Origin of the sequence: Hydrogenobacter thermophilus TK-6 (assembly GCF_000010785.1) — a bacterium.
Classification (GTDB): domain Bacteria; phylum Aquificota; class Aquificia; order Aquificales; family Aquificaceae; genus Hydrogenobacter; species Hydrogenobacter thermophilus.
The window spans coordinates 344,555-364,476 of sequence record NC_013799.1; the positions used below are offsets into that span (position 1 = coordinate 344,555).

The 19,922-nt window shown below is 43.4% G+C and carries 20 protein-coding genes; 12 read left to right on the top strand and 8 right to left on the bottom strand.

Translation table 11 applies throughout. The features are described from left to right. Position 1: 1 nt before the first annotated feature. Positions 2-1,147, bottom strand: coding sequence for a fructose-1,6-bisphosphate aldolase/phosphatase (fbp, locus tag HTH_RS01715; protein WP_012962989.1), 1,146 nt, complete (start codon positions 1,145-1,147; stop codon positions 2-4). Between the two features lie 41 nt (positions 1,148-1,188). Here fbp and HTH_RS01720 point away from each other — a divergent pair, with 41 nt between their 5' ends. Genes HTH_RS01720 through HTH_RS01735 form a run of 4 tightly spaced genes read left to right on the top strand, consistent with a single transcriptional unit; the run spans position 1,189 to position 5,173 of the window. Then, positions 1,189-2,397, top strand: a complete 1,209-nt coding sequence (locus HTH_RS01720) for a hypothetical protein (protein WP_012962990.1) — start codon at positions 1,189-1,191, stop codon at positions 2,395-2,397. Positions 2,398-2,418: 21 nt separating this feature from the next. Continuing rightward, on the top strand, positions 2,419-3,639 hold the full coding sequence (locus HTH_RS01725) for a peptide chain release factor 1 (RefSeq protein WP_012962991.1): 1,221 nt from the start codon (positions 2,419-2,421) through the stop codon (positions 3,637-3,639). Next, positions 3,636-4,235, top strand: a complete 600-nt coding sequence (locus HTH_RS01730) for an NYN domain-containing protein (RefSeq protein WP_012962992.1) — start codon at positions 3,636-3,638, stop codon at positions 4,233-4,235. The genes HTH_RS01725 and HTH_RS01730 overlap by 4 nt, the downstream gene beginning before the upstream one ends. After that, on the top strand, positions 4,220-5,173 hold the full coding sequence (locus HTH_RS01735; protein WP_232500445.1) for a bifunctional riboflavin kinase/FAD synthetase: 954 nt from the start codon (positions 4,220-4,222) through the stop codon (positions 5,171-5,173). The genes HTH_RS01730 and HTH_RS01735 overlap by 16 nt, the downstream gene beginning before the upstream one ends. Here the strand turns inward: HTH_RS01735 and HTH_RS01740 are convergent. The 5 genes from HTH_RS01740 to HTH_RS01760 are packed head-to-tail and all read right to left on the bottom strand — an operon-like array spanning position 5,147 to position 8,150. Next, positions 5,147-5,446, bottom strand: coding sequence for a hypothetical protein (locus HTH_RS01740; protein WP_232500446.1), 300 nt, complete (start codon positions 5,444-5,446; stop codon positions 5,147-5,149). The two genes, HTH_RS01735 and HTH_RS01740, sit on opposite strands and share 27 nt — an antisense overlap. A gap of 11 nt (positions 5,447-5,457) precedes the next feature. Then, the gene (locus HTH_RS01745; RefSeq protein WP_012962995.1) at positions 5,458-7,014 is read right to left on the bottom strand and encodes a sigma-54-dependent Fis family transcriptional regulator; all 1,557 of its coding nucleotides are present in this window, start codon (positions 7,012-7,014) and stop codon (positions 5,458-5,460) included. Between the two features lie 8 nt (positions 7,015-7,022). Continuing rightward, entirely contained in the window at positions 7,023-7,409 is a 387-nt protein-coding gene (locus HTH_RS01750; RefSeq protein ID WP_012962996.1) for an SCP2 sterol-binding domain-containing protein, read from the bottom strand. Between the two features lie 48 nt (positions 7,410-7,457). Beyond that, positions 7,458-7,793: a DUF2173 family protein gene (locus HTH_RS01755; protein WP_012962997.1), complete on the bottom strand. Its 336-nt coding sequence runs from the start codon at positions 7,791-7,793 to the stop codon at positions 7,458-7,460. A gap of 15 nt (positions 7,794-7,808) precedes the next feature. Continuing rightward, the gene (locus HTH_RS01760) at positions 7,809-8,150 is read right to left on the bottom strand and encodes a DUF2173 family protein (RefSeq protein ID WP_012962998.1); all 342 of its coding nucleotides are present in this window, start codon (positions 8,148-8,150) and stop codon (positions 7,809-7,811) included. A 593-nt stretch (positions 8,151-8,743) separates the two neighbouring features. On the opposite strand from HTH_RS01760, the gene HTH_RS01770 reads away from it, so the two are divergent. Both HTH_RS01770 and HTH_RS01775 read left to right on the top strand, forming a co-directional pair. After that, on the top strand, positions 8,744-9,169 hold the full coding sequence (locus HTH_RS01770; protein ID WP_012962999.1) for a hemerythrin domain-containing protein: 426 nt from the start codon (positions 8,744-8,746) through the stop codon (positions 9,167-9,169). Next, the gene (locus tag HTH_RS01775) at positions 9,166-10,344 is read left to right on the top strand and encodes a hypothetical protein (protein WP_012963000.1); all 1,179 of its coding nucleotides are present in this window, start codon (positions 9,166-9,168) and stop codon (positions 10,342-10,344) included. Before HTH_RS01770 ends, HTH_RS01775 begins: the two co-directional genes overlap by 4 nt. Here the strand turns inward: HTH_RS01775 and HTH_RS01780 are convergent. Together HTH_RS01780 and aspS are read right to left on the bottom strand one after the other, a co-directional pair. Then, positions 10,328-12,142, bottom strand: a complete 1,815-nt coding sequence (locus HTH_RS01780) for a KUP/HAK/KT family potassium transporter (RefSeq protein WP_012963001.1) — start codon at positions 12,140-12,142, stop codon at positions 10,328-10,330. The genes HTH_RS01775 and HTH_RS01780 overlap by 17 nt on opposite strands. A 1-nt stretch (position 12,143) precedes the next feature. Then, positions 12,144-13,934: an aspartate--tRNA ligase gene (gene aspS / locus HTH_RS01785; RefSeq protein WP_012963002.1), complete on the bottom strand. Its 1,791-nt coding sequence runs from the start codon at positions 13,932-13,934 to the stop codon at positions 12,144-12,146. A 24-nt stretch (positions 13,935-13,958) separates the two neighbouring features. Here aspS and hpt point away from each other — a divergent pair, with 24 nt between their 5' ends. From hpt to HTH_RS01815, 6 genes are read left to right on the top strand one after another with little or no spacing between them, the layout of a single operon-like run. Beyond that, on the top strand, positions 13,959-14,498 hold the full coding sequence (gene hpt, locus HTH_RS01790) for a hypoxanthine phosphoribosyltransferase (RefSeq protein ID WP_012963003.1): 540 nt from the start codon (positions 13,959-13,961) through the stop codon (positions 14,496-14,498). Between the two features lie 9 nt (positions 14,499-14,507). After that, a complete protein-coding gene (hisD, locus tag HTH_RS01795; RefSeq protein WP_012963004.1) occupies positions 14,508-15,788 on the top strand; it encodes a histidinol dehydrogenase in 1,281 nt (426 codons plus the stop codon). Beyond that, positions 15,785-16,342 carry a hypothetical protein gene (locus HTH_RS01800; protein WP_012963005.1) on the top strand — a complete coding sequence of 186 codons (558 nt, stop codon included), beginning with the start codon at positions 15,785-15,787 and terminating at the stop codon, positions 16,340-16,342. The genes hisD and HTH_RS01800 overlap by 4 nt, the downstream gene beginning before the upstream one ends. A gap of 4 nt (positions 16,343-16,346) precedes the next feature. Then, positions 16,347-17,513 carry an LL-diaminopimelate aminotransferase gene (locus tag HTH_RS01805; protein ID WP_012963006.1) on the top strand — a complete coding sequence of 389 codons (1,167 nt, stop codon included), beginning with the start codon at positions 16,347-16,349 and terminating at the stop codon, positions 17,511-17,513. Continuing rightward, the gene (locus HTH_RS01810; protein WP_012963007.1) at positions 17,510-18,793 is read left to right on the top strand and encodes a PDC sensor domain-containing protein; all 1,284 of its coding nucleotides are present in this window, start codon (positions 17,510-17,512) and stop codon (positions 18,791-18,793) included. Before HTH_RS01805 ends, HTH_RS01810 begins: the two co-directional genes overlap by 4 nt. Next, a complete protein-coding gene (locus HTH_RS01815; RefSeq protein WP_012963008.1) occupies positions 18,790-19,917 on the top strand; it encodes an acetoin utilization protein AcuC in 1,128 nt (375 codons plus the stop codon). Before HTH_RS01810 ends, HTH_RS01815 begins: the two co-directional genes overlap by 4 nt. Positions 19,918-19,922 lie beyond the last annotated feature (5 nt).

Below are 19,922 nucleotides of genomic sequence, written 5' to 3' on the forward strand. Positions count from 1 at the left end.
TTTAATCTATATCGTGTTTTTCAACTGGGTCTTCCACTGCTTTTCTGGGAGCTTCCAATTCGTAAAATCTTTCTTCGAGCTTTTTGAGTATTTTGGGGAGGGTAGTATATTCCATCTCTTCTGATGGCAATCTGTGGGGTTCAAAGATACCCTGTCTTCTGAGCATGTCTGCCATCAGTTGTGCCTGCTCCCTTGCCTTGTCAAAGGCAGGGTCGTCAAAGAGATCCCTGGGACCTATCAGTTTGCCTTCCGCTATCTGGTATCCTGCGGCTATCACTCTGGGAGGTCCGTCAAACCTGGTGGGTGTAGCATTTTTGAAGGATACTGGCATGAGAGGTCCGTTGTGAGAGCCTCTCATCCAACCCTCCACTATCCAAGGTCTTGCAAAGGGTTCTAATATTTCACCTACTGCAGGGAACCCCGCCTGCGCCCTGACTACCATAACAGGGTCATCTTTACCCACATACTTGCCAGCTATGAGGGAGAGCCTCTGAGTTGAGGCAACCGCAGCTATCTCGCCGTCATTATTCCTCCAGACGCTTCTGATGGCGTATCTCTCCACCGTGCCTATAAGAGCTAAAAGTTCATAAAGCTCTGAAGGAGTAGAGAGCTTTACGGCTTTACCTGTATATGTGTCAAGAACTTCAAAGGTAAAGCCGTCGTGCATCTTGGGGTCTATCACAAGTCCGGCACACACCATAGGGTCAGCAAACATCTCGTAAAGGGGAAGATTCCATGCGCTGGGAGCCGTTTTATCGGCAAAGAAGACTATGACAGGTTCAGAGGGTCTTTCTTCAAACTCCATTTCTGCAACACCCGGACCCATACCTTTAACATTACCAGAAAAGGCTGTGGAAAGAAGATCCTGTCCTGCACCGTAGAGTTTTAATTTTTTGGCAACTTCTGTTGCCTTCTCAAAAGCCCTCCAGGCTATACCATGAACTATCTCACTGTCAACACCGTGAGTATGCGTCATAACTATAGCGGTATCATCCCCGCATACAAGCACACTCGCATCAATTAAAATTCCCTTCTTTACTTCCTCCTGAACAAACTCTTTTATGGTTTCCACCAGCTGTGGATGTACCCCAGAGTGCCCCACATAACCTCCTACATCCGCTTTTATAACGCTCAGTGTTATCCTCATGCTGAACCTCCTTTTCTTTCTTAATTCTTAAATTATAATCTATGAGGGAAGCTCTTAAAGTTCTTTTTCTGATCGTATCCTATAACTTCCTCCTTGAGTATGTATCCAGCAAGCTTCCTCTACCCGTAAGACTCTTTCCGGAGGACATTCACAGCTTTGTTATGCTCTTATCTTTTGATTCGGCTCTTTACCTTGCATGGCTCTTTGGCTACAGGAGCACTACTCTTCTTTGGCTTGCATACCTCTTCTTCTTTCAGATACTTGGCATCTCCTTCATAGACGGCACCTACACACCTATAGCCGAGTATACACCCTCCTTCTTGATTACGCTCCTGTTTCTCAGGTTTTCTGAATCACCCACAGAAAGGAGAACCAGAGAGATCAAAGAAGAGATAAAAAAGCTTGAAAGGGAGCTTGAAATAAACAGAGGCGAGCTTGAAACTCTCAGACAGCAGGTAAAACTCTCAGAAGACCTTATCCTGCATCTTAACAAGGAAAAGGCAATGATAGAAGAAAAACTTAATGAACTCAGAGATTCCCAAATGGCAGAAGGGCAAGCTCTTCTAAAAGAAAGGGACCAACTGGCAGAAAAAATTAGACAAGCGGAGATAAGCCTCAGCGAGTATAAAAACAAGCTTGAAAGGATTACAGAAGCTAATAGAAAACTCTTTGAACTTCTTGAGATTTTGCAAAGACGGGAGGAGGGAAGTCAAAAAGGAGAGATAGCACAGCTAAGAAAGGAGAGAAAAAAACTGGTGAAGGAAGTCTTGGAGCTTCGATCTCTTTGGGAAAGCTCAGAGAGAGAGAAGGCTCAGCTAAAACTTGAAGTGTTAGAGCTAAAATCAAGCCTTGAAAAGCTACAGAGAGAAAGGGACCTTTTGGAGCTTGAACTTCAGGAGCTTAAAAGCAAGATGCTTAGCAAAGAGGAGGTTTATAGGGAAGTGCTTGGTTTTGTTCTTGATAACATAGAGATGGAAGAAAGAGCTTTGAGAGAGTTTATAAGCTTGCCAGTGGACAAAAAGAGGGAGTTTATGAAGGAGCTTTTACTGCTCAATATGAAGGGCAGGGACGAATCCTTAGAAGCCATGAAGGGCTTAAAAAATGTCTTTAAGCTAAAACCAAGGGGAGGCAGAATATACTTTACCTTCGGTCAGAAGTTAAGGTGGAAGGTGTTGGGACTTATCGCCTCTGAAGATGACAAGGATAAGGACAGGTACGCAAAGGAAATTCTGGTAAAATATATGCAATAGAGGATATTTCGGAGGTTGAGTATGAAAAGTTTAAAAGCATCTCTTGATACGCTCACATCTTTCAAACCTGACAAGTATATGGTAATAAGTCTTTACCTGAAACTCTCTCCAGAAGAAAGAGCCGATCGCAAGTATCTTTTAACCTTCAAGAGCATGGTAAAAAAGCAAAAAGAGTATCTTACAAAGAGGGATTTAGATGCACAGGTGCTTCAATCTCTGATGGAAGATTTTTCAAGAATAGAGGCATACCTCTCGGAAATTGATAACCTAAAGGGATGCAGAGGTATAGCAGTTTTCTCTTCCAGCAGAAGAGGACTTTTTGAAGTGATAAAACTTCCCTATGTTTATAGAGACAGACTCATGATAGCTCCCAACCCCCAGATAAGAGAGATAGCAGCCATTGATGAAGAGCTCGGAAAGATAGGCATTTTGCTCATAGACAGGAAGCATGTAAAGTTCTATCTTATGGACCTGGAAGGCGCTTACGAAGTGATGGACTTCCTTGAGCCTCTTGTGACGAGATCCCATAAGTTTCACAGTGGTGGTGGACTCCTCAAAGGCGCGCAGGGTGCTATGAAATACGCCATGCCTTCAAGGACCTCTGCCCCCAATATGGTGCAGCACTCTTACGGTGAATACAGATTTCATATGAGGATAAGGGAGGAAAAACATAGACTTTTTAAGTTAGCCAACGATGCTCTGATGGAAGCATGGAAAGAGCACAAGTTTGACAAGCTTGTGATAGGTAGCGATAGAGAGGATGTAAAAGAGATAGAAAACCATCTGCATCCTTACCTTCATAAAATTTTTATGGGTTATGTGCAAGTAAACCCCACAGAGGTCACAGATACAAAACTTAAATCTACGGTAATTGACTTTCTCTTGCAGAAGGATAGAGAGCAAGAGAAGGAGCTTATAAAACAGCTGGAGGAGCTTCAGGGTAGAGGACTTGCTACAAACGGCACTAGCCATGTTATAGAGCAGCTTGCTGTGGGAAATGTGAGGATGCTTTTAGTGCCAGATGGCTTTGAAAAACCTGGCTATCTGTGTTCCCAATCTCATTTGCCCTCTCTAAAGCCAGAATGCCCTATAGAAGGTGAGCTAGTTTACGAGGTTCCAGATATAGTGGATGAAGTTATAGAGCTTGCTCTGGAAGAGAGAGCCCTTGTAAAGGTGATAGTAGACCCTCAGCTGCAGAAAAAGATAGACGGACTGGCAGCCTTTTTAAGATTCCCTCTATGATTGATGAAAGGGTGATCATATTTATAGATGGCTCTAACCTGTTTCATGCCATAAGGTATCTCAACATCCGCATAGATTATCAAAAGCTCGTGGACTTCCTGACAGAAGGCAGAAGGCTGATAAGAGCCTACTTTTACGGTGCTATGCCCCACGAAAAAGATGTTAAGAAGAACACGCCAGAGTGGGAGAGCCTTCTAAGACAGAAAAGGTTTTTGGAGGAGCTTTCACTTATGGGTATAAAGGTAAAGACGGCTCATCTTAAGAAGCTCCCATCAGGTGAGTATGTAGAAAAGGAGGTGGATATCATGCTTGCCACTGATATGCTCAGTATGGCTTATATGAATACTTACGATACTGCGGTGCTCATAAGCGGAGACAGTGATTATTCATACACGGTTGAGGAGGTCCAGAGGATAGGCAAAAAGGTGGAGAACGCATCCTTTAAAAGAACAAGCTCTTATCAGCTCAGAAAGGCATGCGATAGGTTTATACTTCTTGATGATTACTTGGACAGATTTTTGGTGGAGGAAAAGCCTGCAATCACTCAGGAGACAAGCTTCTGGGAGAGGATCGTTAGGATTTGGAAAAGGTCATGAGAGCTCTCTCTTTAAAATGGGATAGCCAATGTGTAAAAAGTTTGGAGTGCGTAGAAAACATTCAAGAAAGCACAGCGGTCACTGTGGGCAACTTTGATGGCATTCACCTGGGTCACAGATTTCTCATAGAAAAACTAAAAGAGGAAGCTAAGAAGAGAAATCTAAAAACTTTGGTCCTTTCCTTTCATCCCCATCCTTTAAAAGTTTTATCCCCCAAGCAATCACCCTGCGAGCTTACAAACCTTGAAGAGAAGCTAAACTTGCTTGAAGCCTTGAGTATAGACTACGCTGTGTTCATAAGGTTTGACGAGAAGTTTTCACTCATGAAGGCAGATGACTTTATAAGGGAAATACTTTACAAAAGACTAAGTGCCAAGTTTCTTCTGGTAGGTTACGACTGGCGCTTTGGCTACAGAAGGGAAGGAGAAATAGAGCTGGCAAAGGAGTTGGGAGAGAAACTGGGTTTTGAAGTAATGTCCGTAGAACCTTTTAAAATAAACGGACATATAGTAAGCAGCACCCTTATAAGGAGGCTTCTCCATTCGGGAAGGCTTGAAGAAGCTCAAGTTTATTTGGGAAGGCATTACTGGGTCAAAAGGAAGGTGGTAAAGGGTGATGGGAGAGGAAGCTCCATAGGTGTTCCTACAGCCAATCTGGAGGGAACGGAAAACCTCTGTTTAAAGGAAGGAGTTTATGCGGTTTTGGTGGAAGAGAGCCTCCTGGGAGTTGCCAACTACGGATACAGACCTACCTTTGGCGGAAGGAGGAAGGTACTGGAAGTTCATATTTTGGATTTTAACGAAAATCTCAGAAGTAAGAAGATAAAGGTGGAGTTTGTGAAGTTTTTAAGAGAGGAGAAAAAGTTTAACTCCCTTGAAGAGCTAAAAAAACAGATAAAACAGGATATAGAACTAACCAGAAGTCTCCTGCTGGGTTAAAAGGTAAGATGCATACCTTATCTCGCCATTTTTTAAAAGTGCAAAACTCTTCTCCATTCTGTCTTTGAGACCCTTCTTGTTTTCCAAAAAGTCTTGGAGAGTTTTGGGCTCTGAGTGAGCTTTTAGCATGTATGCTCTTTTTTCTCCGTTGTCAAAGTGTATGACCACTGGAAGGCAGTAAAAACGAGAGCTTGGACCCTCTTTACACCTGTGTATTTCCCCTACAACTTCTATACTTACACTTCTTGCTACAATGTCTTCTTCCTTCAGCATATCCATATAAATTATAACCCCAGTTCCTTCATCTTTCTCCAGAGGGTGGTTCTGTGCATGCCAAGGACTTTTGCCGCCAAGCTTTTGTTCCAGCCTGTCTGCTCCAGCACTTGCCTTATCTTTTCTCTGTCTTCCTCCTTTTGAGGAACTTGTTCTTGAAACTCCAGCTGAAGGTCTTCTACATTTATAACGCTCCCTTTGCAGGTGATGATGGCCCTCTCTATTACATTCTCAAGTTCTCTAACATTCCCCGGAAAGTGATAAGAGAGGAGCAATTTCATAGCTTCTGATGAAACTCCTTTTATCTTCCTTGAGTAAGCCTTTGAGTACTTTTCTAAAAAGTGGTTTATCAAAAGAGGTATATCCTCTTTTCTCTCCCTCAGAGGTGGAACTTGGAGCTTGACTACGCCAAGTCTGTAATAAAGGTCCTCTCTGAAAAGTCCCTTCTTTATAAGCTCTCTCAAGTTTTTGTTGGTGGAGGATATTATTCTAACATTGGCTCTTCTAACCTTGGTGTCTCCAAGTCTTTCAAACTCTTTTTCTTGCACAAGATGAAGTATCTTTGCCTGAAGATGAAGGGGCATGTCCCCTATTTCGTCCAGAAAGAGTGTTCCACCCTCCGCAAGCTCCACCTTTCCCGGCTTGTCCCTTACCGCTCCCGTAAAGGCACCTCTCATATATCCAAAAAGCTCAGCTTCCAGAAGATGGTCTGGAATGGCAGCACAGTTGATTTTGACAAAGGGACCGGCTCTTCTGGGAGAGAGGTTGTGAATGTATTTGGCAAGAAGGCTTTTGCCCGTGCCTGTCTCGCCCTCTATAAGCACATTAACATCGTGTTCCGCGCAAGCTCTGGCAAGGTCTATAACCTTCTGAAAAGCCGAACTTTTTGTGATGATCATTTCCTCACCAAAGCCGCATACAGCTACTTCGTTGACCACATACAAAGACACTATATAACCAAAACCCGACTGCATAGGGGACAAAAGCACAGATGCCTTCTGCTTTCCACACGGTGTGTTTATGTAAACATCCGCCCTCTCACCCTCCGGAGGCAACTCTTCTAAGTCTAAATTTACCAACTCCTTTATGTATTTGCCAGTTAAGTTTTCTTCCTCCTCTCTGCAAAGCATCCTTTTGGCTATCTGATTGTGTTCCACCACATAACCTTGGGTATCCAGCACCAGTATGGCTTCCACTATGGAGTTAAAAATAGCCTCTTTGTAAGCTTTCTGCCTTTCTGCCTCCAATATGCAGGACACCACATTGCTGACATCCCTAAAAACTTCAATCACACCTACAAAATCACCTTTTTCAAAGAGGGGTGTCATGCTCCAGCACACATGTTTTCCGTTCCTTATCCGAGCATCGTAAACCTGAAGCCCCTCCCTCTCCTCCTCCACATAACTCATAGGACAGTGAGAGCATATGCTAAACAATCCTTTACAGCTCTCACCTTCCTTGGCATCTCCTATAAGCCCTTTAGCTGAACTGTTGGCATAAATGACCCTGCGATCCTTGTCTATTACAAGGACTGCGTCAAAGAGATGTTCAAGGATATTAAAGTCCATGCATAAAATTATAAGTTCCAGTTGGTTGGTATCCTACCCATCATCCTCAGGCTTTCCTCAAAGGCTCCCATGTACTTCATAGCGGTTATCATAGACCCCTTGAACTTTAGCCTTTTTGTGAGCATGGCAGCTTTTGGACCCATATCGCCACTCGCCATCTTTTTCCAGTTTTCCAAGCTTGCCCACAGCTCAAAATCATAACTGTGAGAGTTTGCCAATCCGACGGACTTTGCCACTCCGTTCTCCACCACAAGTTCCACAGCTCTATCTTCGCTTCCTTCTATGTAGTACTTAATCCTGGCGGAGAAGTCTTTAAGGTCAGACCTTAGCTTTTCGTTTCTGTTCCACTCATCAGCATAAGCCTTTATCCACTCCTCCGATAGAAATGCATACATAATGAGCCTCCCTGAGAAAAATAAAAAGGTGGAGGGATTGAACCCTCCTTATTTGCCTGCTACTTCTCTAAGAGCTTTAAAAACTTCGTTAAAAGATACCTCGTCGTTCTTGACAAACACGCCCACATTACCCACTACGCAAACCGAGTACTTGGGACCGCTAAGAGCCCAGCCTATGAGGGGGACCCATTCCTGACCTGAGAAGGCGGTATAACCTTCCGCCTGCATCTCAGCCATCAGAGTATTGGCTGCGCACATCTTTGCCGCCATTGCCGCATGCTCTTCTGAGATGTTGCCCTTGTAAGCAATTAGTTTGCCATCGGGGGAAAACTCGCCCGCCGCCCAAACTCCCTTGACTTGCATAAGCCTGTCCAGGTTTGCCATGATACTCACCTCCTTTTAGATATACTTGGAAAGTGTTTCAAATACTTTGTCAAAGTCTGCCTGGTCCAGCTTTACAAATACGCCCACATTACCCATTATGCACGCAGCGTACTTGCCACCCGCAACAGCAAAGCCCAAAACTGGATAAAAGCCTCCCTCACCTGTGTAAGCGCTCCAACCCTTTGCCTGCATGTTGCCCATAAGCTTGTTAGCTGCACACATCATGGCTGCAATCTCGGCAGACTTCTCGTCAATATCGCCGTAATAGGCAATGAGCCTGCCGTCATCTGCAAACTCTCCTGCCGCAACCGCACCCGGCAGAGACATAAGCTCTTTGAGCTTGCTAATGGTAGCCATCGCTTCACCTCCTTAAGGTTTTCACTCTAACCTATAGCAATCTCCGTGCCAGAAAAGTAGATAAAGGAAAAACTACTCTCCCAACACTTTGTTTTTTGGTGTTTCACAAGAGCCCTCCATGTGTTGCAACAGTGATGCAACATGATTGTAGCTGCGCGGGTTTGTGCTATACTTTTGAGAGCTGTGCTGTTTTTGCTAACGCTGGGAGTCTGCTATTTGGGAATTTTTTAAACAGTCTCCAAAGAACTCAGTATGTTTAAAAATTTCCAAAATCTTGTCAGTCAAGACCTTGGACGCCCACCCATACTGATAGCGAGCTAACCCTGTTTTTTCCTTCCAGAGGCTCTGACACTCTCTCTGACTCACAGGCTTCCCTTTCTTCTCTCCTACCAAAGCTCTTTCAGTTTCTCTCTTTGTCTTCCGTTGCGGAGTATTGTAAAGCTAAACTTACTGTGCGTCAAGCTCTTGGAGGCGTGTTAGCTTTCAAGCTGTTGATATACAAGAATTTAAGGATTTTTAAACAGGCTCGAAACCACTTGACATGAAGCAGTAAAGTAAGTATATATATACTTATCCTTAAAAGGAGGAGTTTAATGAGCATAAAGGAATATCTGACGGATGAGCACAGAGAGTGTGATAAGCTTTATGCAAAGGTTGAAAGTCTCGTGCAAGAAGGTAATTGGGGTCAGGCAGAGGAGGCTTTTAGAGCCTTCAAGGATGCAAACCTTTTGCACTTTAAAAGAGAGGAAGATGTCCTTTTCCCCGCTTTTGAAGAGACAACGGGTGTAGTGATGGGACCTACTCAGGTGATGAGAATGGAACACGCGCAGGCAAGGGACCTTATGGACAGGATGGAAAAAGCCATAAAGGAAAAGGATAAAAAGAGCTTTCTATCTTTGGGTGATACCTTTGTGGTGCTTCTTCAACAGCATAACATGAAGGAGGAACAGATACTTTACCCTATGTGCGACCAGCACCTGGTGGCGGATGAAGTTATAGAGAAGATGAAGCAACTATGACGGGGCTTTCTATAGTGCAGGCTCCACCCTTCATAATAGTTTTTTCTTACTTTCTTACGGCTACTCTGTTTGGCTTTCTTCTTTCCACCTTTGAAATTTACATGGCTTTTAAGCACACTCTTTTTCCTCCTCCGATAGTGCATCTTTATACCTTAGGCTTTGCTCTTTTTACCATGTTTGGCGCTCTCTTTCAGATGCTTCCTGTGGTTGCAGGTGTTGTCATAAAAAATCCCAAGCCTAAGGCGGCGGTATCCTATGTGCTACTCATCACAGGCATACCTACGCTTCTATACGGCTTCTACACAGGCAAGTTTCTCCTCTTTGGCTCCTTGATGACTTATGTAGGGATACTTTACACTTCCCTTCTTATGCTCTATCACCTTCTTGGAATAAAGAGTTTTACTCCAACTTCAAGGGGGATGAAGTTTTCCTTAGTTTTTCTCCTCTTGGGGGCTACTGCGGGTTTTTACAGAGTCCTCTCTTATTACGGTTATCTTCCTGCCTTTGAGGAGAACTTAATTATACACTACAGCATACTTCTTTTTGGATGGATAGGACTGCTTATAGCCAGCGTATCCTTTCAGGTAGTGGAGATGTTTTTCATCACAGAAAGCTACGGCAAAAGATTTTCCATGAATTATCCCATCATGGTTTTACTTTTTTTACCCCTTTCCTTTCTTGGTGGTTTTTTTAGCCTACCTTTGAGCCTTCTCTTTATCATTTACTCTTTAATGACTTTAAAAAGGTTAATAAGAAGAGGAAGAAAGATGGAAGATTACACTCTATACTTCTGGTATCTTGGACAGATCAGCCTCATTTTTTCGGCAATCCTTTTGGTTTTTAAAGAGAGATTTCTTATACAGTTCCTGTTTTTTTACGCTGTTTTCTTCACCAGCATCATAATGGGTATGATGTACAGGATCATTCCCTTTCTTGTGTGGTTTCACATGAGTAATGAGGGAGGGGCAAACATACCTCTTATGTCCGAAGTTATACCACCAGAAAGGATCAAGCTGAGTTTCTACCTTCACTTGGCTTGGGTGGTGCTTACATCTATAGCCTATGTATTGGGAGACTTTTATGTGGTGGCGTCCTTTATTCACTTTATTTCTTCCCTTTTACTCCTTTACAACATATACACAGGTGGCATAGTTTACTTCAAAACTCAACCCTGACGGCTACACCGTGAAGTTTCCCGTGGGGGAATCTGTAAAATTCTACAAAGCTCGGTGTTACACGTTTGAGAAAGCTAAAGAGTTTCCATAGGAGTTTGTTGGTGTATATGTCCTCAACACCATAAAAGATGGCTCTCTCCCAAATACCTGCTTCTCTTAGTTCTCTATCTATGTCAAGCACTTCCATATAGCCGTATCTTATCTCAACAAGCCTCAAACCTTGAGCTATGCTCCCCTTTAAAAAAGTCTCAACCCCAAAAGGTTCGTCCTTTTTCACCAAGGAGAGGAACACATTATCTTCGTATAGTATGCCATGATCAAAAAATGTCTGCGTCACATAAGGTGGTATGTTTTTGAGGTCCCTTACCAAGAATATGGCTGTGCCCTTTATCTTAGGATTCTGTAGGTATAGATTTTCAAAGCTAAGAATAAATTCCCTAAAAGGCGTAAACTTCATACTTTTGTATAACTTTGACTGTCCTGCTGTGTACAAAACCATAACGGATAAAGGTATGAGGGCAAAGATAACTGACCAATAACCACCGTGAGGTATCTTGTAAAAGTTGGAGATAAAGAAGGTTATATCAATAAGGAGCAAAAGGACTGAGCCTATAAAGAAAAAAACTTGCCTTTTCATAAAGTGTATGAAAGTCAGGAAAAACCCAGTTATAACCATTACCGCGCTTACCGCAAAGCCGTATGCGGATGCCATGTTTTCAGAAGTTTTAAAGTTAAAGTACATGAAGATCACACCCGCCAGGAGCATCCAGTTGACAACAGGTATATAGATCTGTGTGCTTATTTCCGTTGAAGTGTGCTTTATGTTCAGAAGAGGTGCTATTCTTGTGTTTATAGCCTGGAACACTATGGAGAAGGCACCGCTTATAAGAGCCTGAGAAGCTATGACACCCGCGCACATAACCAAGACCAGAAAAGGTAAATAGAGTGTATCACCCAGAAGGGAGCGTGCAGATTCAAAAAAGATAGCTTGATGTTCTTTATCCTGATGTGTTAGAATGTAAGAAGCCTGTCCAAGATAGTTAAGAACCAGCATGGGAAAAACAAAAGCCCAGGCTCTTCTTATAGAGATTCTTCCAAGATGTCCCATGTCTGCGTATAGAGCTTCACCACCTGTGGCAGCGAGAAGAACCTCGGAAAGAGCTATAAAGCCTTTAATGGGATGGTTAATTAAAAACTCTATTGCATGATGTGGGCTTACCGCATAGAACACATACGGATATGAGAGAGCATGGTAGAAACCTATTATACCTATGGTAGCAAACCACAAAAGCATCACTGGTCCAAAGTAATCACCTATCTTCCCAGTCCCCTTAGGTTGGAGGAGGAAAAGTCCTACAGTAATAGCTATGGCAATGAGTATTACCTCAGACTGGTGGATATTTTCAAAACCAGGTATGAGTCTCACTCCTTCTGCTGAGCTCAGTATGGTTATAGCTGGTGTTATAACCCCGTCCCCCAACAGAAAGCCAAGCCCTATAAAAACCAGTACCCTGTAAAAGTTTCTCAATTTGCGATTGTTGGTCAAAGACTTGGCTATCTCACCCAGCACCACAGTACCACCCTCACCCTTTATGCTGAGATTCATGGCAAACCACGCATACTGGACGGTGACGAGAATTATAAGCGTCCATATTATGAGGGAAGCTATACCCAGTATTTCCTGCTGCGTAGGTTTTGTAAGAAGCACTATGACGCTGAAAGTATAAAGTGGGCTTGTACCTATGTCCCCAAAAACCGCCCCCATGGCTCGTATTACACTTTTTACACCGTAAAACATGTTATTCAAGCTTTATGTGTACATCTTTTAACTGCTTGGGACTTACATAATCTGGAGCACCTGTGAGAGGACATATGCCCTTCTGCGTCTTGGGGAAGGCTATGACATCCCTTATGGAGTCAAGACCTCTCATAAGAGCTATGAGCCTGTCAAGACCAAAGGCTAATCCACCGTGAGGTGGCGCTCCATAGCGCAAGGCTCTTAGAAGAAAACCAAACTTCTCCTCCGCCTCTACTTCTGATATGCCAAGCAGTTTAAACACAAGCTCCTGAACCTCCCTCCTGTGGATACGTATAGAGCCTCCCCCCACCTCATAACCGTTTATGACAAGGTCGTACGCTCTGGCTCTCACCCTTTTGAGAAGTTGCTTTTTCTCCTCTAAGTCTTGACTTTTGAGAGCCTCCTCAAGCAGTGGCAGGTCCTCCTCTTTGGGAGAAGTAAAGGGATGATGAAGGGATACAAATCTTCCCTCTTCCTCATCCCACTCCATAAGGGGAAAGTCTACTACCCAGAGAAGGTCAAAGGTGTTATCTCTTAAGAGCTGGTATTTTTTGGCTATGTGAAGCCTTAAACTTCCAAGAATTTTGTAAGCCATATCCTGTTTGTCCGCTGAGAAAAATATGGTGTCTCCTTCATTGGCACTGGTTTTTTCTAAAAGGTTTTTTATCTCCTCATCACTGAGAAACTTGGTTATGGGTGAGTTTAGCTTACCATCCTCTACCTTTATCCATGCAAGCCCCCTTGCCCCAAGAGTTTGAACAAACTTGGTAAGCTCATCTATCTCCTTCCTTGATAGGTGTGAGTTTTTGAAGTTGATGGCTTTTACCGACCCACCACTCTGCAGAGCATCTTTGAATACTTTAAACTCTGTGTTTTTAAAGATATTACTAAGGTCCACCAGCTCAATACCAAACCTTCTATCTGGCTTATCAGTCCCATATCTCTCCAACACATCTTTATAAGACATCCGATCAAAAGGTCTTTTAAGCTCTATACCCAAAAGCTCTCTAAAGAGCTTGCATATTAGCTCTTCGCTAAAAGAAATAACATCTTCCTCTTCCACAAAGGACATCTCAAAATCTATCTGGGTAAATTCTGGTTGGCGATCGGCTCTTAGGTCTTCGTCTCTGAGGCACTTGACTATTTGAAAGTATCTGTCAAAACCTGCCACCATGAGGATCTGTTTAAAGAGCTGGGGTGATTGAGGTAGAGCGTAAAACTTTCCAGGATGGAGTCTTGAAGGTACCAAAAAGTCCCTTGCTCCCTCAGGCGTAGACTTGGTAAGAAATGGTGTCTCTATCTCCACAAAGCCATGTTTTATAAAAACTTCCCTGATAATCTGATAAGCCTTGTGTCTGAAAAGGATACTTTCCTTCATACTTTCACGCCTGAGGTCTATATACCTGTACCTGAGCTTTAGCTCTTCAGATACGGGAGTTTCTTCGTCAACTGGGAAGGGGAGAGGCTCAGAGGTATTCAAGACTTCTATCTCTTGAGCAAGTAGCTCGTAGTAGCCTGTTTTGAGTTTTGGGTTTTCTGTCCCTGGTGGTCTTCTTCTGACGCTGCCTTTTACTGCTATCACATACTCGGAGCTAAGGCTGTCTGCTATTTCGTAAGCTTTGGGACTGGTCCTTTCTTCTACTACCACCTGCATAATGCCCTCTCTGTCCCTGAGGTCAATAAATATTACTCCACCATGATTTCTAATCCTGTGAACCCAACCGCACAGGATCAGCTCTTTCCCAATATCTTCTTCGGACACCTGCCCACAGTACTTAGTCCTTTTGAGCATGGAGAATTTATTATAATCTGAGTTATGCCGTATGTTAGCATAAAGGGTAAAAAGTTAAAGCTCTTGATAGACGAAGAGAGAATAAAAAGCAGGGTAAAGGAGCTGGCAACATCCATAGAGACAGATATGGGAGAGTCTTTTATAGCTGTAGGTCTCCTTAAGGGCTCCTTTATCTTTCTTGCGGACCTCATAAGGCATATAAACCTACCTGTGAAAGTGGACTTTATGTGGGTGTCCAGTTATGGCTCTAAAACGATAAGCGAGGGACACATTAGAATACTCAGAGACCTAAGCATGGACATAGAGAATCAGAAGGTGCTTCTTGTTGACGACATTTTAGATACGGGATACACCCTGAAGGAGATAAAACAAATATTAATGTTGAGAAAGCCCAAAGTTCTTAAAACTTGTGTGCTACTTGATAAGTACGAGAGGAGAAAGGTGGATGTTGAGGTGGACTACACGGGTTTTCGGGTACCTGACGCTTTTCTGGTGGGATACGGGCTTGACTGGGACGAGGAGGGGAGAAATTTAAGGGGTATTTATGCCGTTGAAGGTTTATAATGGTATTCCATGAAAGTAGAGGACCTTAGAAACACTGCATGGAGGTTCAACGAAAGACTGAGATACATTGCCAAGAGAGGGGAAGTCCTGGAGGAAGAGTATGAGCCTATTGTCAGGGAAATAATAAAGAGGGTCAAAGAGGAGGGTGATAAAGCTATAACTTATTACACAGAAAAGTTTGACGGTGTGAAGCTCACGCCGGATACTATGGAAGTGCCATATGAGGAGCTTGAGAATGCTTACAACGAGATAGAGGAAGATGTAAGGTCAGCTCTTGAGATAGCCTACGAGAGGATAAGAAGGTTTCACGAACTTCAAAGGGAAAAGGCCTTTTTTATGGAAGAGAGTGGAACACTCTTAGGTATGAAGGTGGTGCCTTTGGAGAGGGTGGGTGTTTATGTGCCGGGAGGTAAAGCTGCTTACCCATCCACAGTGCTTATGAATGTTGTTCCGGCTCTTGTGGCAGGTGTTGAGGAGATCATTATGGTATCCCCAAAGCCCAACAAATACACTCTTGCTGCAGCTTTTATATCTGGTGTCAGCAGGGTTTACCAAATAGGGGGTGCTCAGGCAATTGCAGGCCTTGCCTACGGAACTGAGATGATACCAAAAGTTGATAAGATAGTAGGTCCCGGCAATATATATGTAGCTATAGCTAAGAAGCTACTCTTTGGAGTTGTGGACATAGATATGATAGCGGGTCCGTCGGAGATACTGATAATATCTGATGGCTCTTGTGAACCTTCGTGGATAGCTACGGACCTTCTCTCTCAGGCGGAACACGACGAGATGGCAGGTGCCTTTATGATAACTACGGATGAAAAACATGCCCTGCGCGTAAAGGAAGAGTTGGAAAGACTGATGGAAGACTTTCCAAGAAAAGAGATAGCAAAAAAGTCCATAGAGCGCTTTGGAACCATATTTCTTGTGGAGGACATGTTTAAAGCGTGTGAAGTGGCTAACTATATAGCACCAGAGCACCTTGAAGTGCTTACAGAAGACCCCTTCTCCCTTCTTCCCTACATAAAGCATGCAGGAGCCATCTTTTTAGGAAGATACAGCACAGAAGCTCTGGGCGACTATATTTTAGGTCCAAATCACACCCTTCCCACCGGTGGCACAGCAAGATTCTTCTCACCCTTGGGAGTTTACGACTTTATAAAGAGAAGCTCTGTGCTTTTTGTTTCCAAGGAAGGGTTTGAAAGACTTGCAGAGCCTACAGAAAGTATAGCAAAGGCGGAGGGTCTTTTTGCCCATTTTACATCTGTAAGGATAAGGAGAGAGACATGAAGAGGGTCTTTTTGGTGTGCTTGCTGATGTTAAGCTACGCATGCGCGCCTGTGGTATGCCCCGGCGAGAAGGAAGTAAGAAGTCGCTACTCGGAAGATACAGCTCCAAAAAATTACGAAGCCTTCACATCTTTGAGGTATGGTATCTTAAGAGTGCCCATCTATATAGAAAAGTCTGAAGGAAAATACACCATCAGAAGCCCCCAGACAGGTACAGTTTTTCTTAAAGATAGCAACCTGTGTGTCAATGCCACGTGCTTGGACCTACCTGTAAATCCTGATGGTCTTATCTTTGGAGCGCTTCTAAGAGGCGATGAAAAGCCCAGTTGCTCCTTTGGAACCATTACCTTTGAGAGAGACGATCAGATGTATAAAAGAAAGTACATTTTTAGCAACGGTGAGCTAAAGAGGGTGGAACTGACAGACAAAAATAGGGACAGAATCCTGATACTTGAGTATGGAGATAGGAGTAAAGAGGGTTACTACAAAAGGGTTAAGGCTAGCTTGGGAGACATGACTTTTCTTTTCAGCGTTGATGAGCTAAAAAGGAGGTGAGAATATGAGCTTTGAGTACTCAGAGAGGATAAAAAGCCTACCGCCTTACCTTTTTGCACAGATAGACAAGAAGAAGAAGGAAAAGATAGCGCAGGGTGTGGATGTGATAGACCTTGGAGTAGGCGACCCAGACATGCCCACACCTGAGCCTATAGTAAAAGCCATGCAAAGAGCTGTTGAAAAGCCAGAGCATCACAGGTATCCTTCTTACGAAGGCATGCTCTCTTTTAGGGAGGCTGTTGCTGAGTTTTACAGAAGAAGGTTTGGCGTATTTCTTGACCCCGAGAAAGAGGTCATAACCCTCATAGGCTCTAAGGAGGGCATAGCTCACTTTCCCTTAGCTTTTATAAATCCCGATGATGTGGTGCTTTGTCCAGACCCAGCCTATCCTGTGTACAAGATAGGAACGCTTTTTGCAGGTGGCGTGCCCTACATTATGCCACTAAAAGAGGAAAATAACTTTCTTCCTGATTTCAAAAGCATACCAAAGGATGTGCTGAAAAGAGCCAAAATCATCTGGGTGAACTATCCCAACAATCCCACTTCAGCTGTGGCGGATGAGAGCTTTTACAGAGAGCTAATAGATTGGGCAAGGGAGAACAACATTATAGTAGCTTCCGACCTTGCTTACTCGGAGATATACTTTGGCAACCAAAAACCCATGTCCATACTGCAGATAGATGGAGCAAAGGAGGTGGCTATAGAGTTTCACTCCCTTTCAAAGACCTACAACATGACTGGATGGCGTATAGGCATGGCGGTGGGGAACGAAAAGCTCATTTCAGGTCTTGGAAAGGTAAAGACAAATGTGGATTCGGGACAGTTCCAAGCCATTCAAGAAGCTGGCATAACCGCTCTGAAGATGCCCGAAAGTGAACTGCAAAAGATCAGGGAGGTATACAGACAAAGAAGGGAAGCTATGGTAAAAGCTCTGCAGGATGCAGGTCTTGAGGTGTATAGCTCAACAGCCACCTTCTACCTTTGGGTAAAGGTGCCAAAAGGTTATACTTCAGCACAGTTTGTTTCTTTACTTCTTGATGAGTGCGGTATTGTCTGCACTCCTGGAAATGGTTTTGGAGAGCATGGAGAGGGATACTTCCGCATATCCTTAACCTTACCTACGGAAAGACTTTTGGAGGCTGCCGAAAGAATTCGTAAATTAAAAATATGATGAAGGAAGTAGAACTCTTACAGCTATGCACATTAGTGCCAACTGTGGATTACAGAATGACACCGCAGGAAGCTCTAAAGCTCTTTAATGAGCATGAACTTCACGAGTTTCTCGTGGTAGTTAAAGACGGAAAGCCAGTGGGATGGGTTAAAAAGAAAGATGTGCGCTTAGCTCTCTACAGACAGGAGCTTTGCGTAGGTGATTTGACAAGACCCTTGACCAATATCAGAAACCTGAAAACCACTGTGGATAATATGAGCGGGCTTTTTGACTTTTTTAACCTGCGGAAAGACCCTCTAATAGTGGTAAACAGAAACGGTTCTTATATGGGCGTGCTTTTCTATCATGTTCTTTTGAACTATGTTTGTATGCACAGAGAAGCGGAAGCATCTCTATTTCAGAAGCTTAGGAATTTCTTTGGACAAGCTTATTACCTTTATGTTTTCTTTCTAAAGGGTAAAAAAACCTTCAGGGAGGCGTACGGGACAGTAAAGGAGGAAGGACTCTACAAGATACTCTACGAGGATATAAAAGACAGCATCTCAGGTGATGTGTCTTTAGTCAAAGATGAGGGGGAGGTATACGCTCTTTCAAAGGAAAAACTTCAGAGGGATAAGATAAAGGAGATAATAGAGAACTTTCACAAAGAGTTTTCCTTGCTGTATGCAGATGCAAAGCCTGTTTATGTTCAGGGATACCTGATACCTCTTGATACAGTCAAAAATTACGAGGAGCTCTTCAGGATAGCATCTGATACAAAAGATAAGTTAAGAGGTGTGGATGCGTCCTTTTTTGTAATACACGGGCTTCAACCATCAGTCATTATGTGTGAGTATAAGGCAAAGGAGCTTATACTCAAGATTAAGGAGCAGATAACGGAGGACTTTAAAAGGATCCTTGAGAGAATAAACAGAGAAGACAGGGAGCTATGGGAGTATGTCCTTTACGACTTTTTCAAAGAGTATCCCTACTTTGAGCTTTTTTATATAATGAACGAAAGAGGTGTGCAAATATCCAACAATGTGATAAATCCTAAGATAAGCTATAGCATAAAGGCGGGCAAAAAGGGAGCTGATAGATCTGAAAAGTCTTACTTCAAGCAGGCTATGAAGGATGGCACTTACATATCGGACATTTACATATCTCAAGCAACAGATGACTTCTGCATAACGCTCTCAGCCAGGTTCCAGCACAAAGATAAGACTTATGTGCTTGCCGGAGACATAAACTACAGGGAGATACACCAACTTGTAAAAAGTTATACAAAAGCAAGCTTATGAAGAAACTTGTAGGAAGTTTAAAGTATAGAAATCTAAGGTACACACAGAACCATCCTCTCAGAATACCTCGCGTCTCTTTGCTTATTGAGTTTCTAAAAGCTATGGGTCTCATAGAGGAGCAAGAGATAATTCAGAGCAGAGAGGCAACTGAGGAGGAGCTTCTCTTATACCACACAGAGGACTATCTTCGGGCTCTTGAAGAGTCCGACAGGTGCATGTGTGTAAAGGATAGATACAGAGAAAAATACAACATAGGCACTTACGAGAACCCTGTATCACCAGCCATGTGGAGAGGATCCCTTTTGGCAACAGGGTCATCTGTTCAGGCCGTTGAGGTCTTCTTGGAGGGTGGCGTGGCTTTTAATCCAGCGGGGGGCATGCATCACGCCTATCCCAGCAGGGCAAACGGCTTTTGCTTCATAAACGACCCAGCCGTTAGCATAGAGTTTTTGAAGAAAAAGGGCTTTAAGAAGATCCTGTACATTGACTTGGATGCTCATCACTGTGATGCCATTCAAGAGAGCTACTACCAAGATGACAGTGTATTTGTTCTCTCTTTACACCAGTCACCTGAGTATGCCTTTCCCTTTAAAAGTGGTTTTGCTCATGAGATAGGAAGGGGCAGGGGAAAGGGCTACAACATGAATGTCCCACTTCCAAAGGGTATAAAGGACGGGGAATACCTTTATGCTCTTGAGGAGAGTCTAAAGATAGTAAAAGAAATATTTAGTCCTGATGTGTACATTTTGCAACTTGGTACTGACAGCCTTAAAGAGGATTACCTTTCCAAGTTTGAGCTTTCCAACGCGGGTTTTCTAAAAGCCTTTGATATGGTAAGGGACATGCTGGGAGAGGGCATTTACTTGGGAGGTGGAGGCTATCACCCTATAGCTCTTGCAAGGGCTTGGGCGCTCATCTGGTGCAGAATAAGTGGCAGGGAGATACCTTCAAAGATAAACTCCGAGGCAAGGCAAGTCCTTTTGAGCGTGAACTTTGAAGAGTTTGACGAAGATATAGACAGAACTTACATGTATGATTATCTCTTGGATAGGTCAGATGGAGAACCACCAAGAGGTGAGGTAAAAAGGCTAATAGAGAGGCTGAAAGCCTTATTTCTGTTATAATTTTA